Origin of the sequence: Paenibacillus sp. FSL H7-0737 (genome assembly GCF_000758545.1) — a bacterium.
In the GTDB taxonomy this organism is placed as follows: Bacteria; Bacillota; Bacilli; order Paenibacillales; family Paenibacillaceae; genus Paenibacillus_AQ.
Genome location: NZ_CP009279.1, coordinates 5,923,124 through 5,943,170, shown reverse-complemented (window position 1 = coordinate 5,943,170; position 20,047 = coordinate 5,923,124). Strand labels below are relative to the sequence as shown.

At 46.1% G+C, this 20,047-nt stretch carries 19 protein-coding genes; 17 read left to right on the top strand and 2 right to left on the bottom strand.

From position 1 onward, the window contains the following. Positions 1-12 precede the first annotated feature (12 nt). The 5 genes from H70737_RS25960 to H70737_RS25940 all read left to right on the top strand — a co-directional run bounded on the left by H70737_RS25960 (position 13) and on the right by H70737_RS25940 (position 4,934). Complete coding sequence (locus H70737_RS25960) at positions 13-1,272, top strand: Nramp family divalent metal transporter (protein ID WP_042194556.1); 1,260 nt, start codon at positions 13-15, stop codon at positions 1,270-1,272. A gap of 81 nt (positions 1,273-1,353) precedes the next feature. Beyond that, positions 1,354-1,989: a GntR family transcriptional regulator gene (locus H70737_RS25955; protein ID WP_231573348.1), complete on the top strand. Its 636-nt coding sequence runs from the start codon at positions 1,354-1,356 to the stop codon at positions 1,987-1,989. A gap of 194 nt (positions 1,990-2,183) precedes the next feature. Continuing rightward, positions 2,184-3,323 carry an ABC transporter ATP-binding protein gene (locus tag H70737_RS25950; RefSeq protein WP_042191955.1) on the top strand — a complete coding sequence of 380 codons (1,140 nt, stop codon included), beginning with the start codon at positions 2,184-2,186 and terminating at the stop codon, positions 3,321-3,323. After that, entirely contained in the window at positions 3,320-3,976 is a 657-nt protein-coding gene (locus H70737_RS25945; RefSeq protein ID WP_042191953.1) for an ABC transporter permease, read from the top strand. The genes H70737_RS25950 and H70737_RS25945 overlap by 4 nt, the downstream gene beginning before the upstream one ends. 43 nt (positions 3,977-4,019) lie before the next feature. Further along, positions 4,020-4,934, top strand: a complete 915-nt coding sequence (locus H70737_RS25940) for a glycine betaine ABC transporter substrate-binding protein (RefSeq protein ID WP_042191950.1) — start codon at positions 4,020-4,022, stop codon at positions 4,932-4,934. A gap of 72 nt (positions 4,935-5,006) precedes the next feature. Here H70737_RS25940 and H70737_RS25935 read toward each other — a convergent pair whose 3' ends face one another. Further along, complete coding sequence (locus H70737_RS25935) at positions 5,007-6,158, bottom strand: N-acetylmuramoyl-L-alanine amidase family protein (RefSeq protein ID WP_052404426.1); 1,152 nt, start codon at positions 6,156-6,158, stop codon at positions 5,007-5,009. Positions 6,159-6,315: 157 nt separating this feature from the next. On the opposite strand from H70737_RS25935, the gene H70737_RS25930 reads away from it, so the two are divergent. Next, positions 6,316-7,323, top strand: a complete 1,008-nt coding sequence (locus H70737_RS25930; RefSeq protein ID WP_042191948.1) for a TIR domain-containing protein — start codon at positions 6,316-6,318, stop codon at positions 7,321-7,323. Next, positions 7,320-7,556, top strand: coding sequence for a hypothetical protein (locus H70737_RS25925; RefSeq protein ID WP_042191946.1), 237 nt, complete (start codon positions 7,320-7,322; stop codon positions 7,554-7,556). Before H70737_RS25930 ends, H70737_RS25925 begins: the two co-directional genes overlap by 4 nt. Positions 7,557-7,926: 370 nt before the next feature. On the opposite strand, the gene H70737_RS25920 is transcribed toward H70737_RS25925, so the two are convergent. Then, positions 7,927-9,012 carry an LLM class flavin-dependent oxidoreductase gene (locus H70737_RS25920; protein WP_042191944.1) on the bottom strand — a complete coding sequence of 362 codons (1,086 nt, stop codon included), beginning with the start codon at positions 9,010-9,012 and terminating at the stop codon, positions 7,927-7,929. 242 nt (positions 9,013-9,254) lie between these two features. On the opposite strand from H70737_RS25920, the gene H70737_RS25915 reads away from it, so the two are divergent. From H70737_RS25915 to H70737_RS25870, 10 genes are all read left to right on the top strand, one after another. After that, positions 9,255-10,592, top strand: coding sequence for an outer membrane protein assembly factor BamB family protein (locus H70737_RS25915; protein WP_042191942.1), 1,338 nt, complete (start codon positions 9,255-9,257; stop codon positions 10,590-10,592). Positions 10,593-10,760: 168 nt separating this feature from the next. Next, complete coding sequence (locus tag H70737_RS25910; protein WP_042191940.1) at positions 10,761-12,044, top strand: ArsB/NhaD family transporter; 1,284 nt, start codon at positions 10,761-10,763, stop codon at positions 12,042-12,044. 180 nt (positions 12,045-12,224) lie between these two features. Beyond that, complete coding sequence (locus tag H70737_RS25905; protein ID WP_042191938.1) at positions 12,225-13,001, top strand: ABC transporter ATP-binding protein; 777 nt, start codon at positions 12,225-12,227, stop codon at positions 12,999-13,001. A 104-nt stretch (positions 13,002-13,105) separates the two neighbouring features. Beyond that, the gene (locus H70737_RS25900; protein ID WP_042191936.1) at positions 13,106-13,909 is read left to right on the top strand and encodes an ABC transporter permease; all 804 of its coding nucleotides are present in this window, start codon (positions 13,106-13,108) and stop codon (positions 13,907-13,909) included. A gap of 36 nt (positions 13,910-13,945) precedes the next feature. Further along, on the top strand, positions 13,946-14,833 hold the full coding sequence (locus tag H70737_RS25895) for an ABC transporter permease (protein ID WP_052404425.1): 888 nt from the start codon (positions 13,946-13,948) through the stop codon (positions 14,831-14,833). A 23-nt stretch (positions 14,834-14,856) separates the two neighbouring features. Then, on the top strand, positions 14,857-16,464 hold the full coding sequence (locus H70737_RS25890) for an FAD-dependent oxidoreductase (RefSeq protein WP_042191933.1): 1,608 nt from the start codon (positions 14,857-14,859) through the stop codon (positions 16,462-16,464). Beyond that, entirely contained in the window at positions 16,461-16,793 is a 333-nt protein-coding gene (locus H70737_RS25885) for a 4Fe-4S dicluster domain-containing protein (RefSeq protein ID WP_042191931.1), read from the top strand. The genes H70737_RS25890 and H70737_RS25885 overlap by 4 nt, the downstream gene beginning before the upstream one ends. A gap of 48 nt (positions 16,794-16,841) precedes the next feature. After that, positions 16,842-17,900 (top strand): ABC transporter substrate-binding protein, encoded by a 1,059-nt coding sequence (locus tag H70737_RS25880; protein ID WP_042191929.1) that lies wholly within the window; start codon positions 16,842-16,844, stop codon positions 17,898-17,900. A 39-nt stretch (positions 17,901-17,939) separates the two neighbouring features. Further along, positions 17,940-19,550 (top strand): FAD-binding protein, encoded by a 1,611-nt coding sequence (locus H70737_RS25875; RefSeq protein WP_042191927.1) that lies wholly within the window; start codon positions 17,940-17,942, stop codon positions 19,548-19,550. Further along, positions 19,547-19,888: a 4Fe-4S binding protein gene (locus H70737_RS25870; RefSeq protein WP_042191924.1), complete on the top strand. Its 342-nt coding sequence runs from the start codon at positions 19,547-19,549 to the stop codon at positions 19,886-19,888. The genes H70737_RS25875 and H70737_RS25870 overlap by 4 nt, the downstream gene beginning before the upstream one ends. The last annotated feature ends 159 nt before the right edge of the window (positions 19,889-20,047 follow it).

Here is a 20,047-nt window from a genome sequence, read left to right as displayed (position 1 = left end):
GAACAACCGCATATGAGACAACATAAAAACTCCATTTCGGCGCAAGCCGTACTTAATGGGGAGACCAAAGGAATTAAAAGATTACTTCCTTTCTTAGGTCCAGCGTTTATCGCTGCGGTTGCTTATCTGGATCCGGGTAATTTTGCCACCAACATTACGGCAGGTTCAAAATACGGCTATCTTTTATTATGGGTGATTGTAGCCTCGAATTTAATGGCCGTTCTTATTCAGGCGTTATCCGCCAAGCTTGGTATTGCTACAGGAAAGAATCTGCCGGAGATCGCTCATGATCGTTTTCCGAAGAGTGTATCGATCTTCTTATGGATTCAAAGTGAACTGGTGATTATAGCTACGGATCTGGCGGAGTTTATCGGGGCGGCATTGGGGCTTTATCTATTATTTGATATTCCCATGCTGCCGGCAGCACTCATTACTGCGGTCGGTTCATTTGCTATCCTAGAGCTTCAGCGCCGGGGTTACCGTTCCCTTGAGGCCGGAATTGCTGCAATGATTCTTATAGTTGTATTAGCTTTTGCTTTTCAAGTAATTGTAGCTAAACCGGATATGGGTGCTGTTGCTGTAGGCATGTTCACACCTAAGTTTGAAGGGGTGGATAGCATTCTTTTGGCCGCAGGAATTCTAGGCGCAACCGTGATGCCACATGCCATTTATCTACATTCATCACTTACACAGAACCGTATTGTCGGAGTAAATGAAGCGGAGAAGAAACAAATCTTTAAACTGGAATTCATAGATATTATTATTGCGATGATTATTGCAGGGGCAGTGAATCTGGCGATGGTTATTGTCTCAGCCGCATTATTTTTTAAAAATGGTATCGTGGTTGAGGATTTGGATGTTGCGTTTCAGCAATTTAGTCACTTAGCTGGACCCGTAACGGCCATCTCCTTTGGCTTAGGACTACTCATCGCAGGACTATCGAGCTCTTCTGTAGGAACTATGGCTGGCGATGTGGTAATGCAAGGCTTCATCAACAAAAGAATTAACCTGTACTTACGCCGTGCGATTACGATTATTCCACCTTTGGCTATCATTGGTTTTGGTGTAAATCCAACGAAAGCACTCGTTATCAGCCAGGTGATCTTGTCCTTTGGGATTGCCTTTGCTCTGGTACCACTGGTTATGTTTACAAGCAATCGTCAGATTATGGGCGGGTTAGTGAATCGTAAGATGACAGCGGCTCTCGGCTGGCTTATCTCTGGTCTTGTTGTATCGTTAAATTTATTTTTGGTATATCAAATATTTGGATAAGGCAGGACATCTTTATTTGGTGAGTGAAAAAAGGTATACTTGAGCATGTTTATAATTCACGCCAGAGTAAGGAGATCGACAATGTCCATGCAAGAAATATCCGGTTATAAGTCTATAGCCCTTGATATTGCACAAAGAATTGTAAGCGGGGAATTTCCCGTACAGAGTAAGCTATCCGGGCGTTCTCTATTGGCAGGGCAATATCATGTTTCTCCAGAAACGATTCGTAAGGCTATGGGATTATTGAAGGATGAGAATATAGTGTTTGTTTCGCAAGGAAAAGAGATTATTGTCATCTCTGATCAAAAGGCGTATGAGTATATTACTAGGAATAACTATCTGAAATCAGCTTATTCGTTGAAACAGGATCTAGAGCAATTGTTGCTTGAAAAGAAGAAGCTCGACGGCAAGTTCGAGAGGGTACTAACTGGAATTATCGAGGCATCAGACCGGATGAAGAATTTAAAGCCGTACCACCCGGAAGAAATTACAATCCATGAGGAATCACATGTGGTTGGCAAAACCATTGGAGCATTACAATTTTGGCAGAATACAGGTGCTACGATTATAGCGCTTCGCCGGGGTGCGAACGTAACAATCTCCCCAGGTCCACATGTCATACTCAGAGAAAATGATGTACTTGTAGCAGTTGGTGATGAGAAAATGTACCAAAGAACAGAGCAATTTATTAATAAAAATGCAGAGAATCATTTATAATAATAGATCAAAAAAAGGCTATCCAGCGGGGTTTATCACTGGATAGCTTTTTTTATAATTACAATATTACATTTATTTACAAACAACTTATTATAATAATGTAGGTTGTCAGTTGGGGAGTTGTTTGTTATAGTTTAACTTACAGAGTCGCCCGGTGAGATGATCTGACGATAGAAATAAGAAGGAGAGACCCTATGCTGAAATTTGAAAAAGTAGGTAAGAAATACCCGAATGGTTATGAAGCAGTTAAGAATATTAGCTTTGAAATTGAAGCTGGAGAAATACTAGTATTGATCGGTCCGAGCGGTTGCGGAAAGACAACAACGATGAAAATGATAAATCGTCTTGTTCCGCATACTTCAGGCCATATTTATATCCACGGCAAAGATATCACCAAGGAGAACCCCGTAACCCTCCGCAAGAACATCGGTTATGTTATTCAACAAGCTGGTTTGTTCCCGCACTACACCATAGAAGATAATGTAGGCTTGATTCCCGACCTAAAGGGCTGGGATGTGAAGAAGAAAAAAGAACGGGTGCTCGAAATGCTCCGCCTAGTCGGACTTGATCCGGCCATATTTGCCAAGCGTTATCCGAAACAATTATCAGGTGGGCAGCAGCAGCGTGTAGGTGTAGCCCGTGCATTGGCTGCTGATCCCGAGATTATATTGATGGATGAACCGTTTGGTGCTTTGGACCCTATTACCCGTGAGCAGCTGCAGGATGAACTGCTGCGCATGCAACAAGAAGTGAAGAAGACAATAGTATTTGTAACACATGATATGGATGAAGCACTGAAGCTTGGAGATAAAATCGCTATTCTAAAAGATGGTGAAATCGTTCAACTAGATACACCTTATGAGCTGCTCAGCCGGCCTGCTAATGATTTCGTAGAATCATTTATCGGCAAAAACCGTATTTACCAAAACCCTGAGTATATCCCCGTAACAGAAGTTATGCGCGACAATCCATCTACATCTCTTCCCGGGCGCACGCTGGGTAAAGCTCTTACCTTTATGCGTCAACGCAAAATGGATACATTACTGGTTGGAAACGAGAAAGGTAAGCTGCTTGGCATAGTCTCCGCTTATGATGTTACCGCCAAAATGGAACAAAGCCTTACTATCGAGGAAATTATGACACCACCTGGGGTGGTGCTGCAGGATACAGCAACAGCAAGAGACGCATTATCATTGATTACGGAAGCTCCATACGGCATTATTCCGATTGTAACCGCTGAGGGGAACATTGCCGGGATTGTTACAAGAGGTAGTCTTCTGACGGCGTTTGCAGCACAATGGGGAGGCACGAAAGAGGAGGAAGTGTCTGTATGAGAGATCAATCGTTATGGCAACAACTCATATATCAATTAGATTTACGTAGGGATGATTTGATTCATTCTATGGGAGTGCATATGCAACTTGTGCTCTTGTCCATGTTATTTGCAATTATTGTTGGCATTGCGCTTGGAATCATGATTACACGGGTTAAACCACTGAAAGGGATTACGCTTGGTGCTGCGGGGATTCTTCAGACAATACCTAGTCTGGCGATGCTCGGATTTATGATTCCTCTATTTGGCATAGGGATGAAGACGGCAGTTGTAGCTTTGTTTCTGTATTCACTGCTGCCAATCATCCGCAACACCTACACGGGAATTACTGATGTGGATCCGTCTATAGTGGAAGCGGCCCGGGGAATGGGAATGAAGAGCTGGCAAATTCTATTCAGGGTTCAACTCCCTTTAGCTTTAAGTGTAATTATGGCGGGGATCCGTACTGCTGCAGTTATTAATGTCGGGACAGCAACACTGGCAGCCTTTATCGGTGCTGGCGGATTGGGTGAATTTATTTTCTTAGGTATTCAACGGAACATCGAAGCTCTAACCTTACTTGGCGCTATTCCGGCCGCGATTCTTGCACTCGTGCTGGATTATCTACTCGGATTGCTTGAAAGATTAACGACTCCAAAGGGATTGAAAGTATAACTAAAACTCTAGTCTTGAAAGAATATAAAAGGGGAGATTATATATGAAAATTCCAAAATTGATGACAGGCGTTCTAACTACAGTATTAATGGGGACGTTACTTGCTGGGTGTGGTGGCGGGAATAATAACGCTGCTGCGGGTAACAGTGGAGAAATCACGATTGGCTCCAAAAACTTCACGGAGAATGTTCTACTCGCTCATATGATGGCAGATCTGATAGAAGATAAAACAGATATTAAAGTGAAGCGTCAGATGAACTTGGGAGGCTCTAATGTAGCTTGGAGTGCGCTTGAGAATAATAATATCCAGCTATATCCGGATTACACCGGAACCATTGTAGCCAATTACTATCAAGAGGAGACGGGAAACTCTGAGGAATCGTTGGCCAAAACCAGAGAACTGCTTGAAAAAGATGGAATGGCCTTTCTGGATCCATTCGGCATAAATAATACCTATACTTTAGCTGTTAGTCGTGAAACGGCTGAGAAGTACAATCTAAAGACTTTCAGCGATTTGGCCAAAGTATCTGGAAATATGGTTCTTGGCGTAGAGTTCGAGTTCTTGGATCGTGAGGACGGATACCCCGGTATCCAAAAACTCTACGGAATGGATTTCAAGCAGAGCAAAGGAATGGACCATGGTATCATGTACCGTTCGATTGACGATGGGGAAACAGATGTAACCAATGCATACGCGACGGATGCACAAATTAAAGTACATGATCTGGTGATTCTGCAGGATGATAAGGAATTCTTCCCACCTTATGATGCAGGACCGATTATTCGTCAGGAAACGTTAGATAAATACCCTGAATTGAAAGGCGTCTTAAATCAATTGAACGGACAAATCAGTGACGAAGAAATGCAGCAATTGAACGCAGAAGTTGATGTGGATGCGCTCAAGGAAGAGGATGTAGCTCGTAATTTCCTGATCAAAAAGGGATTAATAGAAGGCTAAATATGAAATATAAACTAAAGCAGGCTAGGGAATTTCCTAGCCTGCTTCTTTGCTGATTATTTATAGGTCTGTCTAGTTTCTGAAGTAGTCTGCCAATCCTTCGGCGATAGCCTTGGCTGCTTTTTTCTGATAGGAGGATTTACGGACAATTGACTCATCTGTAGGGTTGGTAAGAAATCCGAGTTCAACTAAGGTAGCTGGAATTCGATTCTCCCTTAGGATGTGATAATCACCAAAGGATAACCCATTGCTCTTTAGACCGATGCCTTGTCCCAGCCGGGTTTCAATCGCCCGTGCCAGCTTTAGATCATCGGACTCGGAGTAAAAGAAGGTTAGTGTCCCAGATACTTTTTTCGGAGAGGAATTATAATGAATGCTTACAAATGCATTTGCACGCAGGTCCTCACTCATCTGAACACGCCGTGCGAGCGTAGGCTTCTGATCCTCCCGGGTACGTGTCATCTCAACCCGTGCACCTTTAGCTAAAAGGGCATCGCGGAGATAAAGTGCGGTTTGCAGGTTCAAATCCTTCTCCATGGTGTTATATGTAGTGCCGAGCATTCCCGGATCACTGCCGCCATGACCGGGATCTACGACGATTAATTTTCCTCGTAAATTTCCTGTGTGCGAAATGCTGCTTGTAGTGCTTGTGCTTCTTGGCGTGGTTCCAGATCGGATGTATTGTGCTGCGACCCAACCGATGTCACCGCTAGCTGTTCGAATTCGTGCCCAATCGTTCTGACGAAGGAGGAGGATAGCTGTATCCTTAGCTTTTAAAGAACCGAGTACCTTATATTGTGTGCCTGGACCGCTTCGAACGCGTAGTGAATCTGCCGTAACTGTAACCTTTGTGGTACTACTCAAGGCGCTGGTTGAGGTGGAAGAAGTAGTGCTGGGTTTGGAAGCTACCGATGATCCAGAAGCGCCAGATTGCTTGGAGCTATTGTTCACCTTTTTAAGGTAATAGCCGGCTACCCAGCCAGAGGTGTTCCCCGTCTTAACCTTCAACCACCCGTGTTGTTCATCGGTCACAGTTACTTTTGCTCCGTTCTTAATAGATCCTACAACAGTTGCATTCTTTGCCGGCTCATTGCGTACATTTAAAGAGTTCGCGTATACCTGAGCGGTATAACTAACTGCTGCCTTTTTAGCTTCAGCAGGCTGTGACGCTGTTATACCCATAAGGCTTGCTGCAAGCAATGTGACACCTATCATTTTTTTCATAGTATCCTCGCTTTTTCAAAGTAGTCGTAATTTTTTACCCACTTTACGAGGTTTAGAATAATATTTTTTGAGAAATTTATGAGAACTTGGCCTCTTTTCCGGTGGTCTAAAGACTTGTATAATTATTACATATTGGGAAGGATGAAGGAGCACTGCCGTGACTAAACCAAAGCTATTCATTGGATCTTCCAGAGAATCCATACGTTATGCAAGAGCGATTCATGAGCAGCTGAAGAGGGATGCTGAAGTACATCCTTGGTATGCCAATGCCTTTCGAGCGAATGAATACACGATGGAGGCACTGGAGAGAAATTTGGATGAGAGCGATTTTGCCGTATTTGTGTTCTCGCCAGATGATGTCGCCAAAATACGCGGTAAATTTTATTATGTGACTCGTGATAATACGGGGTTTGAAATGGGATTGTTTTGGGCCAGATTACGGCGTAATCGCGTCTTTTGCTTAGTGCCGGATCAGGTGACTGCCCGCGACGATTTAATCCCTGGACAGAATGTTGAAGAATATCATCTGTTGTCCGATTTATCGGGAATTACAGCTTTAGAGTATGAGATGCACCATGATAATCCTACGGCTGCTGTGGATGTGAGCTGTGGTAAGATTATTGATAGTGTCCAGGGGTTTGGAAAATTCCGTGACCCGGTGAAAGATTTAGAGCAGCTAAAGATGGAATTAAGGCGCAAAGAAAGTATCCTTCATTTTTTTTGGCAATATAATAGTAATGTGACCATCTCTGAGGATGGAGAGAAGTATCACGCACTCAGTGAGGCGATCCGCAATTCTTTCTTACCTCCGAAGCATTGTCGTGTGATCGGTGCTGCGATTTGGCAGGCTCAAGAGAAAGAACAGCTTGTTCAGGTGGGAGGAAATGTCGGACGTGGGCACTCCTATTCCTTGACTGTTACGAAAGGGAATGAGAAGCAGCCTAGTGTGGTAGATGCATTTTTATCGAGCAAATGGACTTTTTTTCAACGCACGGAAGTTGCGGAGGTATATATCCTATGCTATCCTCTAGGTAAGAAGTATGTTCTTTCCGTACACTTTTCAGGGAGTGATGGATTATCTGCGGATGATCTTAAGGCGGTAGTTGCGAATAATCAGGATTTATTCCGTACCATCAATCATTTAGTAGGGGAGGATTCAGCATGAAGCGAATAAAGGGTATTAACAACTTATCGGGTGCTGTTCTCCGCTCTGCAAGTGGTGGAAGCAGGAGTACAGAAGATAATAAGAATACCACAAGCAAAACAGGGTCGAGCCATTCCGCTCAGCAACCAGCTTCAGCTCAAATTTATACTGCGCCTTCTTTAGATGGTGGAGACGATGAATATAAGAAGCTTATTAGCGGGAAGGTAGACAACAATAAACCATCCTTTGCGTGATGAGCATAAGTGCTGTCTCAAAAGTAGTGAATCTACTTAGGGGGCAGCTTCTTTTTTTTGAGAGTAATTAGGGAAAAACTCCCTGAAAATAGCTGATAATTACTCTAAATGAGTGAAATCAGGGAATTCCTCCCTAAAAATCGGGGGAATATCTATATTTACCGCCGAATCAGGTTAATTATAGGGAGGTATTCCCTAATTGTTAGTCTATTGAGTAGAAATCTCCGATTTTCAGGGAGATATTCCCTAATTCTTGAGCAGAGCATCCGGTTCACTTCTTACAGCAAGACACAATGTTGCAACAGCACAAAAAGCACTTCTCAACGAGCGGGAGAAGTGCTTTTTTATTAACTGGTACAGCCCCTCAGTTCTATCGGCTATTCTTCTTGGCAATCTCACGTCGTACGACAGGGGCGACCTCAGTTGCCAATAGTTCAATAGCTTTGGCTACCTTGGCGTAAGGAAGGCCGCCGATGTCGAGCTGAGTCATAAAGCGGCTATGGCCGAACAGCTCATGCTGATAGAGGATTTTTTCAATAATTTGCTGCGGGCTACCTACAGCCATCGTGTTATCAGCAGATACATATTGCCCAAAGTCGTCACGAGATACATTGTATTCTTGACCAGGTTTTGGGCTGATGGAATTACGATAACTATAGTAGTATGGGTAATATTCATCGAGCGCTTGCTGTGAAGTTTCGGCAATGTAGCCGTGGCTAGTAATCGCAATCTTTAAAGATTCAGGGGCATGACCCGCCTGAATTCCAGCGCGTCGATAAGTTGCAGCAAGCTCTTGGAAAGGTTCTGGACTACCGCTAAGAATGGCGATGGCCATTCCAGTCCCGAGTACCCCAGCTTTTTCCGCGCTTTCAGGAGAACCACCTACACCTATCCATACAGGAAGGCTTTGCTGAAGAGGGCGTGGTGCAATCTCAGAATCCTTCAAGGATGAGCGGAAGGAACCCTCCCAGTTCATAATTTCATGCTTATTAAGCTCGAGAAGCAGATTAATATTCTCGGCGAATAGTCGATGATAGTCTTCAAGTTCGTACCCAAAGAGCGGAAAAGATTCCACAAAAGCACCACGTCCAGCAATAATCTCTGCACGGCCATCTGATAGTAAATCAAGTGTGGCGAAATCCTCGAATACGCGCACGGGATCAATGGTGCTTAATACAGTAGTGGCGCTCGTCAACTTGATTCTGCGGGTAACCTGGGAGATGGCTGCCAGCACGACTGGAACCGAAGAAATCGCAAAATCAAGACGATGATGCTCACCTACACCGAATACATCAAGCCCCGCCTCATCCGCCAGCTTGGCCGCAGCTACAACTTCGTCGAGTCGTTGTTTCGGGCTGATCTTATTCCCGGTATGACAATCAGCTACAATGTCTCCTAAGGTGTAGATACCGAATTCAAAATCGGATGCTGGTGCTGTGGTTACCTCGTTACTCATGATTACAAACCCCTTGTTATTCATATATTTGATAAAGCTTGTTCGTTTATAGAAGAATGTGATTATTATAACACAATAACTTACAAATTGTAAGTTTATGAGTAAATGTTTTGATTTCTGCTCTTTAGGATGTCAAAATGAGGAATAATAATCCATGTTCTTACATCCTGCTCGTCATTAGTATTATATTTTATTTTGAGAATCTATCCAATTGAAGCATTTATATGAGGAGGCGTGTGGTGGTGAGAGGAACATTATTGAAGTCATATCTTCGTACTGTGATTATTGGTTTAGGGGTATTGCTTATGGTAAACCCGGTACAAGCTGCTGCGGTTGATTCGCACACTTCCTTTATAGGCTCGAATTTAGATGATTATTATGTAAATTTGTCTGCTGCGAAGGTTGAGTGGTCCACTACGATGGATTTGCCAACGCTAGGAGATATAGCGACGGACTACATTATGGGCAAGGGCGTAGTTGCAGTCGGTGCGGGCAAAGCTTTTATCCTACAAAAGGGTCAGCTTTTAGCCATTAACGCTCAGACGGGAAAAGTAATGTGGAAATATGGCTCCAAATTAAAGACACCGTTACTTTACCAAGATGGAGTGGCCTATGTGACTTCAGAAGCAGGCACAATCTATGCAGTTAACGTGGCTACCGGAAAAAATAAATGGAGTTCATCGGCAAACAGCAAAGGCATCAGCCAATTAGTTATTGATAAAGATCAGCTTTTTGCTGCCAATGGTGATATTCAAGCCTACAATCTGAAGGATGGGAAACTGCAGTGGCGTGATAATTTCGGTGAAAAGCTGTATGAACCGTTCATGGTTGAGGGAAACCTGATATTAGCTCAAAACTCAGAATCCGGAGCGTATACGTATGACATTCTACATGCCTTTGATCGAACAACGGGTAAGGAGCTTTGGAATAACAAGGATCATTATTTTCCGATTACTGAGATTAATGGAACGCTTATAACACAACGTAAGGCTACCTTATTCGACGCTCTTCCTCTTACTACACTCGACAGTTTGGATGTTAAGACAGGTAAAGTAGTGAAGACGGTAGTTTATAACCCTGCTAATATTGACCCAAATGATCCCGAAGCACCAAAGGGGGGCATTGCTTGGAGTGACGGTGACAGAATTTTTATAACAGGACAAAAAGGTGTCTACAGCTATCCAGTCAATGCTGATCCTGCTACCGTAACACGCGATAATTATTCTTACGAATCCATCGGAGCTAAGTTATCCTACGCCGCTGGTCCTTATGATGGAAGAATTCTTTTTAGTAACGAACAGAGCATTTATGGTGTTAAAATGGCGAATAAATCAGCGGTTCAGTACAGTGGAATCAGCAATCCGATTGCCCGCTTCGATCTGCTCGGACATGGCATGTATGTAGCCCAGACTGACGGCAAATTAATCGCGATAGATTTGATTTCCGCAAAACCGGTTGTGCAGCTCAAAACATCAGGTAGAGTGTTCGGCCCAACCTTGCTGGAAAGCGGTATGATTATTGTGCAGAGCAAAGGTATTTTGACCGCTTTTAAGGAGCCTCAGGTTTTGAAAATGAAATAATCGACTCCATAAAAAAACGGCTCTCCGATAAATACTCGGCAGAGTCGTTTTTTATGGAGTAATCCACAATTCCAGTGCGAAAAATACAAATCTATTTTATGATAAATAGGTTATATAATGAGTAGGTTGTACCATTAATGAAATTAGATAGAAGGACCGGGGGATATCATGGAACAGCAAGCGATTTGGGCAATAGGTATTTTTCTACTGATTTATGGACTGATTATTTCTGAGAAAATTCACCGTACGATCTTAGCGATGTTAGGCGCTATTGTTATGGTAGCGATGGGCATTGTGGATCAGGAGACGGCACTACATCACATTGATTTTAATACCATCGGATTACTTGTAGGCATGATGATGATTGTAGGGATTACTGCAGAGACAGGACTTTTTAAATATGCGGCAGTGAAATCAGCAAAGCTGGCGAAAGGTAAGCCGAGAAGAATCCTGATTGCTTTGTTTGTTGTTACTGCTGTGGCATCTGCTTTCTTGGATAATGTTACAACAGTGCTACTTATGGTGCCTGTTACCTTCAGTATTACAAGGCAACTGCGTATAAATCCGCTGCCTTTTTTGATGTCACAAATTATTGCATCGAATGTCGGTGGGACGGCAACATTGATCGGAGATCCACCGAATATTATGATCGGCAGTGCTGTGAAAGAGCTGACGTTTATGTCCTTTATCAGCAATCTAACACCTGTGATTATCATCATTATGTTAGCGTATATCCCGCTTTTACTACTGATGTTTAGTAAGCAAATTAAATCCACTCCGGAATTGCAGCAAAGTATCATGAACATGGACGAGAAGGCAATGATTACGGATCATAAGCTGCTGCGAAAATGCCTTACCGTACTTGGATTTACGATTATAGGCTTCTTTTTACATCAGGCGCTACATTTGGAGTCCGCTACGGTTGCCTTAGCGGGGGCTTTTTTACTGCTCTTATTAACTGGAGGGGAACACATGCTGGAAAAAGCTTTTCACAGCGTGGAATGGATTACGATCTTCTTTTTTATCGGACTGTTTGTTTTGGTATCAGGACTCGTCGAGACAGGTGTCATCGCGGAGCTGGCTGCCAAAGCGATTGATTTAACGGGTGGGGATGTGCTCATGAGCTCGATGATGATCTTATGGGTCAGTGCAATTGCTTCTGCGTTTCTTGATAATATTCCTTTTGTAGCAACGATGATTCCTTTGATACAGGAGATGGGGCAGATGGGGATTACCAATCTGGAGCCCCTCTGGTGGAGTCTAGCCTTGGGTGCCTGCTTGGGTGGCAATGGTACATTGATCGGTGCCAGTGCTAATCTGATTGTTGCTGGTCTAGCTGGAAAAGAGGGCTATCCGATTACATTTATGAAGTATTTGAAGGTGGGTTTCCCTTTAATGCTGCTGTCCATTGTGATCTCAAGCATATATTTATATTTAAGATATTTGATGTAAACAAGTGTGTCTGAAAAAAGTTTTATTGTTGACAGCTTTTCAAATGGATGATATTTTAAATATTATAATTCCAATTGATTTACTTTGAATAAAATTACCGACTGTTCCTACAGAGGTATTGCGAATGTAAAAGCGCAATACCTCTGTTTTTTTGTATACAGAATTTAAGGAGGGGTCACGATGGGAGAAGCGTTGCTGTCGATTTCAAACCTAAATAAACGTTTTGAGACTACCGGAGGGCATGTTCAGGCACTGTATAATGTTGATCTCCATGTGCAAGAGGGTGAATTCATTACGGTCATCGGGCCCAGTGGCTGTGGCAAAAGCACGCTGCTGCGCATCGTGGCCGGTTTGGACAGTGGATATACGGGGAGTGTTACCTTAGGAGGGACGGAGATTGGGGGTCCCGGAATCGATAAGGGATTTATTTTTCAAGAGCATCGTCTCTTTCCTTGGCTCACCGTAGAGAAGAATATTGCTTCTGATTTGCCGCTAGGCAACAAAGAAATTAGACGCAAGGTCGATGAGTTAATTGATCTCGTCAAGTTAAATGGGTTTGAGAAATCCTATCCCCGGGAGTTATCGGGAGGGATGGCCCAGAGGGTGGCGATAGCCCGTGCGCTACTGCGAAATCCCAAAATCCTGCTGCTGGATGAACCGTTTGGTGCACTGGATGCGTTCACTAGAGCGCATATGCAGACGGTGTTACTGGACATTTGGCGGGCCAACAAAACAACCATGATTTTTGTAACGCATGATATTGATGAGGCTGTATTTCTAGGTAATCGGGTAGTGATTTTAGAACCTCGCCCCGGGAAAATACGTAAGATTGTCCCGGTTGATTTGCCGTATCCACGTAAAAAAACAACGTCTTCCTTTCAAGAGCTACGCCTGAAGGTGCTGAATTATTTTGAAAAAGTCGATGAGCTTGAGCTTATTGACGGGGCAGGAATATAAATATGTCGACCATACCAATGGAGACCTCCGAAAGTGTTCAATATTCGAGGGTCTCTTTTTGTTATTTAAAGAGATTGTAAAGCTAAAAAAGGTGGGTGCAGAGCATGACAAACCGGGCTATAGCCGTAAGAACTTCCGGACGCCCCGGAAAGGTAACAACATTTGGACTGGGCCTTCTGCTGCCGGGCACTGTGCTAATTCTGTGGCAGACCCTTGGACACTATGGAATGATCTCAGAGATGCTGTTCCCGACGCCGTATACCATTGCAGAATCATTTGTAAATTTGGCTGCTTCAGGGGATTTATGGCCGAACTTTAGGATCAGCTTGGTCAGAGCTCTTTCCGGATTCCTGCTCGGTGGTGGACTTGGTCTGCTATTAGGCATTCTCGTAGGTCTGTTCCGCAGATCAGAGAAATTGCTAGATCCATCCCTGCAAATGATTCGCATGATACCAAGCTTGGCGGTAGTGCCGCTATTCATTTTATGGTTCGGGATCGGTGAGGAGTCTAAAGTGCTGTTGATTGCTAAAGGAGCATTTTTTCCGCTTTATATTAATACGTTCATGGGTATTCGCGGCGTGGATAACAAGCTGTTCGAAGTATCTCGAGTGCTTGGATTCAGCCGGTTAAAGCAGGTTGTAAGACTAGTACTTCCAGCCGCATTGCCGAATATTATTCTCGGAGTGCGCCTTTCCTTGGGGCTCTCTTGGTTAGGACTGGTAGTCGCAGAGCTGATTGCTTCCACTTCAGGCATTGGGTATATGATGTCGGACGCGCGTCAATTCGCGGATACACCTGTGGTGTTCGTGGGAATTATTATTTTTGCCATTGCAGGACTGGTGAGTGATTCTATTGTTCGCTACATTGAACGTCGGCTGCTGAGATGGCAGGACAGCTATCGCGGATAAACAGAAAACGCGCAAGAAACGAAAGGGGGATGCGCCATGAGCGATGGAGCAGAAGCTATTTTGAATAACACTACAAGAGCAAGAGAATCGCTAGATAGCAGTGATATTGCCCCTTTATCGACTAAGACATTGGAGAAATCGGCGGTACCTATAGCATGGAAATCTCTACTGTCAGATTGGGGAACGGGCGCTATCATTCCGGTGGTGACAATAGTACTTTGGCAGCTGGCAGGAAGCACCGGACTGATCTCCGCGCAGTTTCTGCCGACTCCATTGTCGATCGCCAGAGCTTTTACAGGCCTATTGGTGACTGGAGAGTTAACTCATCACCTAGGTGTCAGTATGGGGAGGGCGGGAGTTGGATTTCTTATCGGAGGCGTTCTAGGCCTTTTATTCGGAGTACTGACTGGCTTGTTTCGCAGTGTGGAATATGTGCTCGATCCTAGTGTACAGGTTCTTAGGCTTGTTCCTCATCTAGCTATAGCACCGCTAATTATTTTGTGGTTCGGCTTTGGGGAGATGTCCAAAGTAGTGATCATTCTGACAGGGTCATTCTTTCCGCTCTATATTAATACGTTTATGGGCATCCGCAATGTGGACAATAAGCTGTTTGAGGTGTCCCGGGTGTTAGGATTTAGCCCTTATCAGAGGCTGCGCAGGCTGATATTACCGGCAGCACTACCCGGGATTTTGTTAGGATTGCGGCTGTCATTGGCTGTAGCATGGATCGGTCTTGTTGTAGCTGAACTCATTGGATCACAATCCGGCATTGGATTCCTGATCAATGAGGCGAAGCAGAACTCTAATACAGAGGTTGTGTTTGTAGGCATTATTATCTTTGCTATTGTCGGCAAGCTAATCGATTCTTTGTTCCGAATCATTGAACGCAAGTGCCTGTTCTGGCGCGATAGTTACGAAGGGTAAATCATTTGAGGAGGTCTTGAGCTATGAGTGGATCGATACAAAAAGGGTCGTTGAATTTGGTGGCGGATGTGCTTGTTATAGGCGGAGGCCCTGCAGGAACATGGGCAGCCCTTACGGCCTCAGCGAAGGGGGCGAAAGTTGTCCTTGCAGATAAAGGCTACTGCGGTTCGAGCGGTGCAACGGCCCCCTCAGGAACAGGAGTCTGGTATGTGAAGCCGGATGAGAAGCTCCGGGAGGAGGCCAAAGCAAGTCGTTATACATTGGGCGGTCAGTTGGCTGAATCCCGCTGGATGGACCGAGTGCTAGACCGTACCTATGCCAATATGAACAAACTTGGCGTTTCAGGATATCCATTCCCTGTAGATGAGCAGGGTAACCAGTATCGTAAGAGTCTTCAGGGACCGGAATATATGAAATTAATGCGTAAGCTTGTGAAAAAAGCGGGCGTTAAAATTCTAGATCATAGTCCAGCCATGGAGCTCCTAGCGGATGAGCATGGCGTAGCTGGAGCGGCTGGAGTCCATACGCAGAGTGGTGACACCTGGACTGTTCAGGCAGGAGCGGTTGTCATTGCAACTGGTGGGTGTGCTTTTCTAAGTAAGGCTCTCGGCTGTAACGTGTTGACCGGAGATGGCTATCTATTTGCAGCTGAAGCTGGGGCGAACTTGTCCGGCATGGAATTCTCCAATGCCTATGCTATCTGCCCTACGTTCTCCTCTGTAACCAAGACAGCATATTACAACTATGCCAGCTTTTATTATGAGGATGGAAGCATTGTGGAAGGGGCGGGTTCCAAGAAAGGGCGTTCAGTTATCGCTCGGAATCTGCTAGCAGGCAATCAGGTGTATGCCAAGCTGGATGGAGCGCCCGAGGATTTAAGACCGCTGCTGCGGGTGGCGCAGACGAATTTTTTCTTGCCCTTTGATCGACAAGGGATCGATCCTTTCAAGGATGCTTTTCCGGTTACGCTTCGTCTCGAAGGAACGGTTCGTGGGACGGGTGGTATTCATATCACGGACGAAAGCTGTGGCACAGGTGTTCCCGGACTTTATGCGGCAGGAGATGCAGCTACCCGTGAGCTAATTTGCGGGGGATTTACTGGTGGTGGCAGCCATAATGCGGCTTGGGCTATGTCATCCGGCAGTTTTGCAGGAGAAGGTGCAGCTGTCTATGCGCAGAGCCTTGGCTCGAATGCAGCGTACCGTAATCCAGTCGGCTTATCATCTTCTCCACTGGTTCATCAAGAAGTGAAGCCTGGAGTATCAGCTCATACGTCAGAGGTTGTGTCTGCTGTGCAGGCTGAAGTGAAGCCGTATGACATTAATTTATTCCGTACGGATAAAGGGCTGACCTCTTCATTAGGTCGTCTGGATGAATTGTGGAAAGATCAGCGTAGCCGTGAAATTCAGCGAACACCTGAAGGGGTTAAAGCGCGTGAAGCTGAAGCCATGACTGCAACCGCCCGCTGGATGTACAATTCCGCGCTTGCCCGTACGGAGACGAGGGGCATGCATAAGCGTGAAGATTTTAAGGGAACGGATCAAGAACAGCATCATCGCTTGATTAGCGGTGGATTGGATCAGGTATGGGTGAAGACAGAAGCCGTGGCCAAGGAGGGTGTTCTATCATGATTGAGGTGATCAGCGCTGCCAGATGTGTAGAGTGCAACCAATGTGTATCGGTCTGCCCGACCAATGTCTTCGAACGGGTAGAGGATGGCATTCCTATTATTGCCCGGCAGAGCGATTGCCAGACTTGCTTTATGTGTGAGCTGTATTGTCCTGTGGATGCTCTCTACGTTGCGCCAGATTCAGAGAAAGTGATTGGGGTGACAGAGGCAGGGCTAGAGGAGCAGGGATTACTTGGTGGTTATCGTGAAAAGGTAGGCTGGGGCAAAGGCAGACAACCGGTAGCAAGTCATGACTTTATGTACAAATTGGCGTCGAGGGCAGGGTTCTGACCTTGATTAAGATTAAGATAAATAACATAAATCTAGGGGGAGAAAGAAATGAAACCAGCGTACAGAGAGATTCAGGGGAAACGTTCTAAAAGGATACGATTTGCACTTTTAACTACGATTATGATGGTTATGCTGGTTCTTCAGGCTTGCGGAAATAACGCTGGAGGAAATGGAGCATCTGCATCCGGCGGCTCTAGTACAGAGAAATCTGGAGGCAAAGCCGAAAGTAACGTTCCAGCGGTACTGAACTTTGGTTTTATAGGCTCTAATAAGCTGAATGTGCCAGGTGGCGCGGAAGGCTGGGGCTTTTATAAAGGGATCATTCAAGAAGAGTTGAAGAAATATGGCATTACTGAAGTGAAGCTTACGGGCTTTCCAAACGGTCCTGATCAGACAGAATCCTTAATTAGTGGTCGATTAGATATCGGCAGCCTTGGGGATACACCTGCTATTATTGCTTATGCTTCTGGGGCCAAGACACGTCTGATTTCACAATCCTCAGCCAACACTATCGGTTATCTAATCGGTAAGAAGGATGGACCAAAGACGGTGAAGGAACTGCAAGGGAAGACTATAGCCATTCAAAAAGGCTCTTTCATGCACCGCTATGTGGTTGGGTTACTTCAGGAGGAAGGCGTAACTGACTATAAACTCGTGCATATGCTCATTCCGGATGCTACCGCAGCTTTGGCCCGTGGAGATGTAGATGCTACGACTAATTTGGGTGTACCTGCGCTGAAGTTAATTGACCAAGGTTACACTCACTTAGACGATGCCTCGAAGCATCCGAACTTGCTCGGCACTAGTGCAACTGTCGTGTCCGAGGATTATCTGGCGAAATTCCCTGACTTTCCGAAGGCGTGGAACGAAGCCCGTGAGAAAGCCTTGGCGGATTTGAAACAACACGAGGATGAATATTATCAATTTTTGGCTGAAATCGGAGATACAACGCCAGAGCTGGCGAAGCAAGTAAATCCAATTAGTGATATCAAAGATACCGCGTTCACTGACGAAGGAACCAAGCTACTGGAGGGTACCAAGAACTTCCTTGTCGAAGAAAAATTAGCGAAAAAAGACTTCAATATTAGCGATTGGCAGCTGAAATAACAATTGCTTGGAAAGCGCAAATGCTTGGGAGGAAAAGATATGTCGCAGCTTAAGAAGGAAATGACAGTGGATGTGCTCGTGCTTGGCGGAGGTCCCGCAGGAGCTTGGGCGGCATGGAGTGCAGCGTCGCAAGGTGCAAAGGTAGTCTTGGCCGATAAGGGCTACTTGGGCACAAGCGGCGCCACTGCTCCGGGCGGTACAACGCTGCTCGTTATCCCTCCAATTGCCGAGCTGCGTGAGCAGGCGGTTCAATCCAGACTAAAATCTGGTGGATATCTGTCGGAGAACGCTTGGATTCACCGCGTGCTGGATCAGGTAGAGCAGAATCTGGCTCTAGTTGAGAAGTGGGGGTATCCTTTTCCGAAGGATGAAGAAGGTAACTCGCTGCGTACACATCTGCATGGACCAGAGTACATGAGGATTATGCGAAGAGTTGTCCGCAAAGCGGGAGTCACGATCCTCGATCAGTCGCCAGCGCTAGAGCTTCTTCATGATGAACATGGGGTTGGCGGGGCGCGTGGGATCAACCGTCTGACAGGGGAGTCTTGGGAAGTAAAGGCCAATGCCGTTGTGATGGCAACCGGAGGCTGTGCTTTTCTCAGCAAAGGTCTTGGCTGCAACGTATTGACAGGCGAAGGGCTGTTGATGTCCGCTGAGGTGGGAGCTGATTTGTCAGGCATGGAATTCAGCCGTCAGTACGCTCCGAGCTTTGCAGATGGAACGGTAACACGTGGCCGTATGCTAGCGTGGGCTACGCTTTATGATGCGGACGGTCATCCGTTGCATAAAGGGGATCGAACTTTTGGCAGCATCCCTGAAATGATGCTCAAGGGGCCGGTTTATGCTTCGCTCGATCTGGCAGATACAGCGGAGAAACAGGATTTTCTGCGAAAAGCGCATCCGATTTTCTTTATGCCGCTGGAGCGGGCGGGAATTGATGCGTTTAAGCAGAAATTCCCGCTCACCCTGCGCTATGAGGGCACGATGCGCGGCACTGGGGGTCTGCGCCTTACGGGCACGGACTGCCGGACGACCGTGCCCGGACTCTATGCGGCCGGAGATGCCGCATCGCGCGAGAAAGTGACCGGCGCCATCTCCGGCGGCGGGGCTTATAACGCTTCCTGGGCCATATGCAGCGGAAGCTGGGCAGGCCAGGGAGCCGCGCAGCATGCGCGGTCCAGCCGAGGGCAGGCGAACAGCCGCAACCTGACCGCAGCGGGACGCTACGGTCTGGCGGCCGGCACCGACACCTCGGAAACGCTGGAGGTGAAGCCGCTAGTCGCGGCGATCCAGCGTGAAATCTTACCGCTGCAGATTAATTATTTCCGCAGCGAGCCGGGCATTTCTTCAGCCTTGAAGCGGCTGAATGCCTTGATGCCCTTGTTGAACGGGCGCGTTCCCGCCACCGTACAGGGCATCGTGCAAGCACGCGAAGCCGCGGCTATGCTCGCGGTCGGCAGATGGATGTACACCGCCGCGCTGGCCCGGAAGGAGACGCGCGGCTTGCAAAAGCTCGCGGAATATCCGGAGCTTGATCCGCGTCAAACCCACCGGCTGATTGTATCCGGTATAGAGCAAATAAGCATCGGTACCGAGGCTGTGCCCCATGCTCATGAACTGAATCTACTAAAGGAGGGGCAGGCGATATGATCGAACTAATCAGCATGGAACGCTGCGTGGGTTGTAAACTGTGCACGAAAGTATGTCCCACAAACGTATTCGAAATGCAGGGGAAGATTCCGGTTATTGCGCGTCAGGAAGATTGCCAGACTTGTTTTATGTGTGAAGCTTATTGCCCTGTAGATGCACTTTATGTAGCGCCACAGGCAGATCAGCTTATCGGTGTAAATGAGGAGGCGTTAATCCAGACAGGGTTGCTAGGGAGCTGGCGGGCTGAGATCGGCTGGGGACCGGGCGCTAATGGCTCAATGGCTGAAAGGGATACCACACCTTATTTTGAAGTGTTTACCGAGCAGTACCGTACGTGAAAAAGCCGCCCAGAGTTGGAGTCTGGGCGGCTTATTGTTGTATAGAAATTCAATCTATGTAGGCCTTTGTCCCGGGATTTCCACCGCGAAGAGCGGTTTCAATCAAGAAATCTGGGGACAACAGCGGCCGGAAGTCCAATTATTCACCGCAGTGACTAC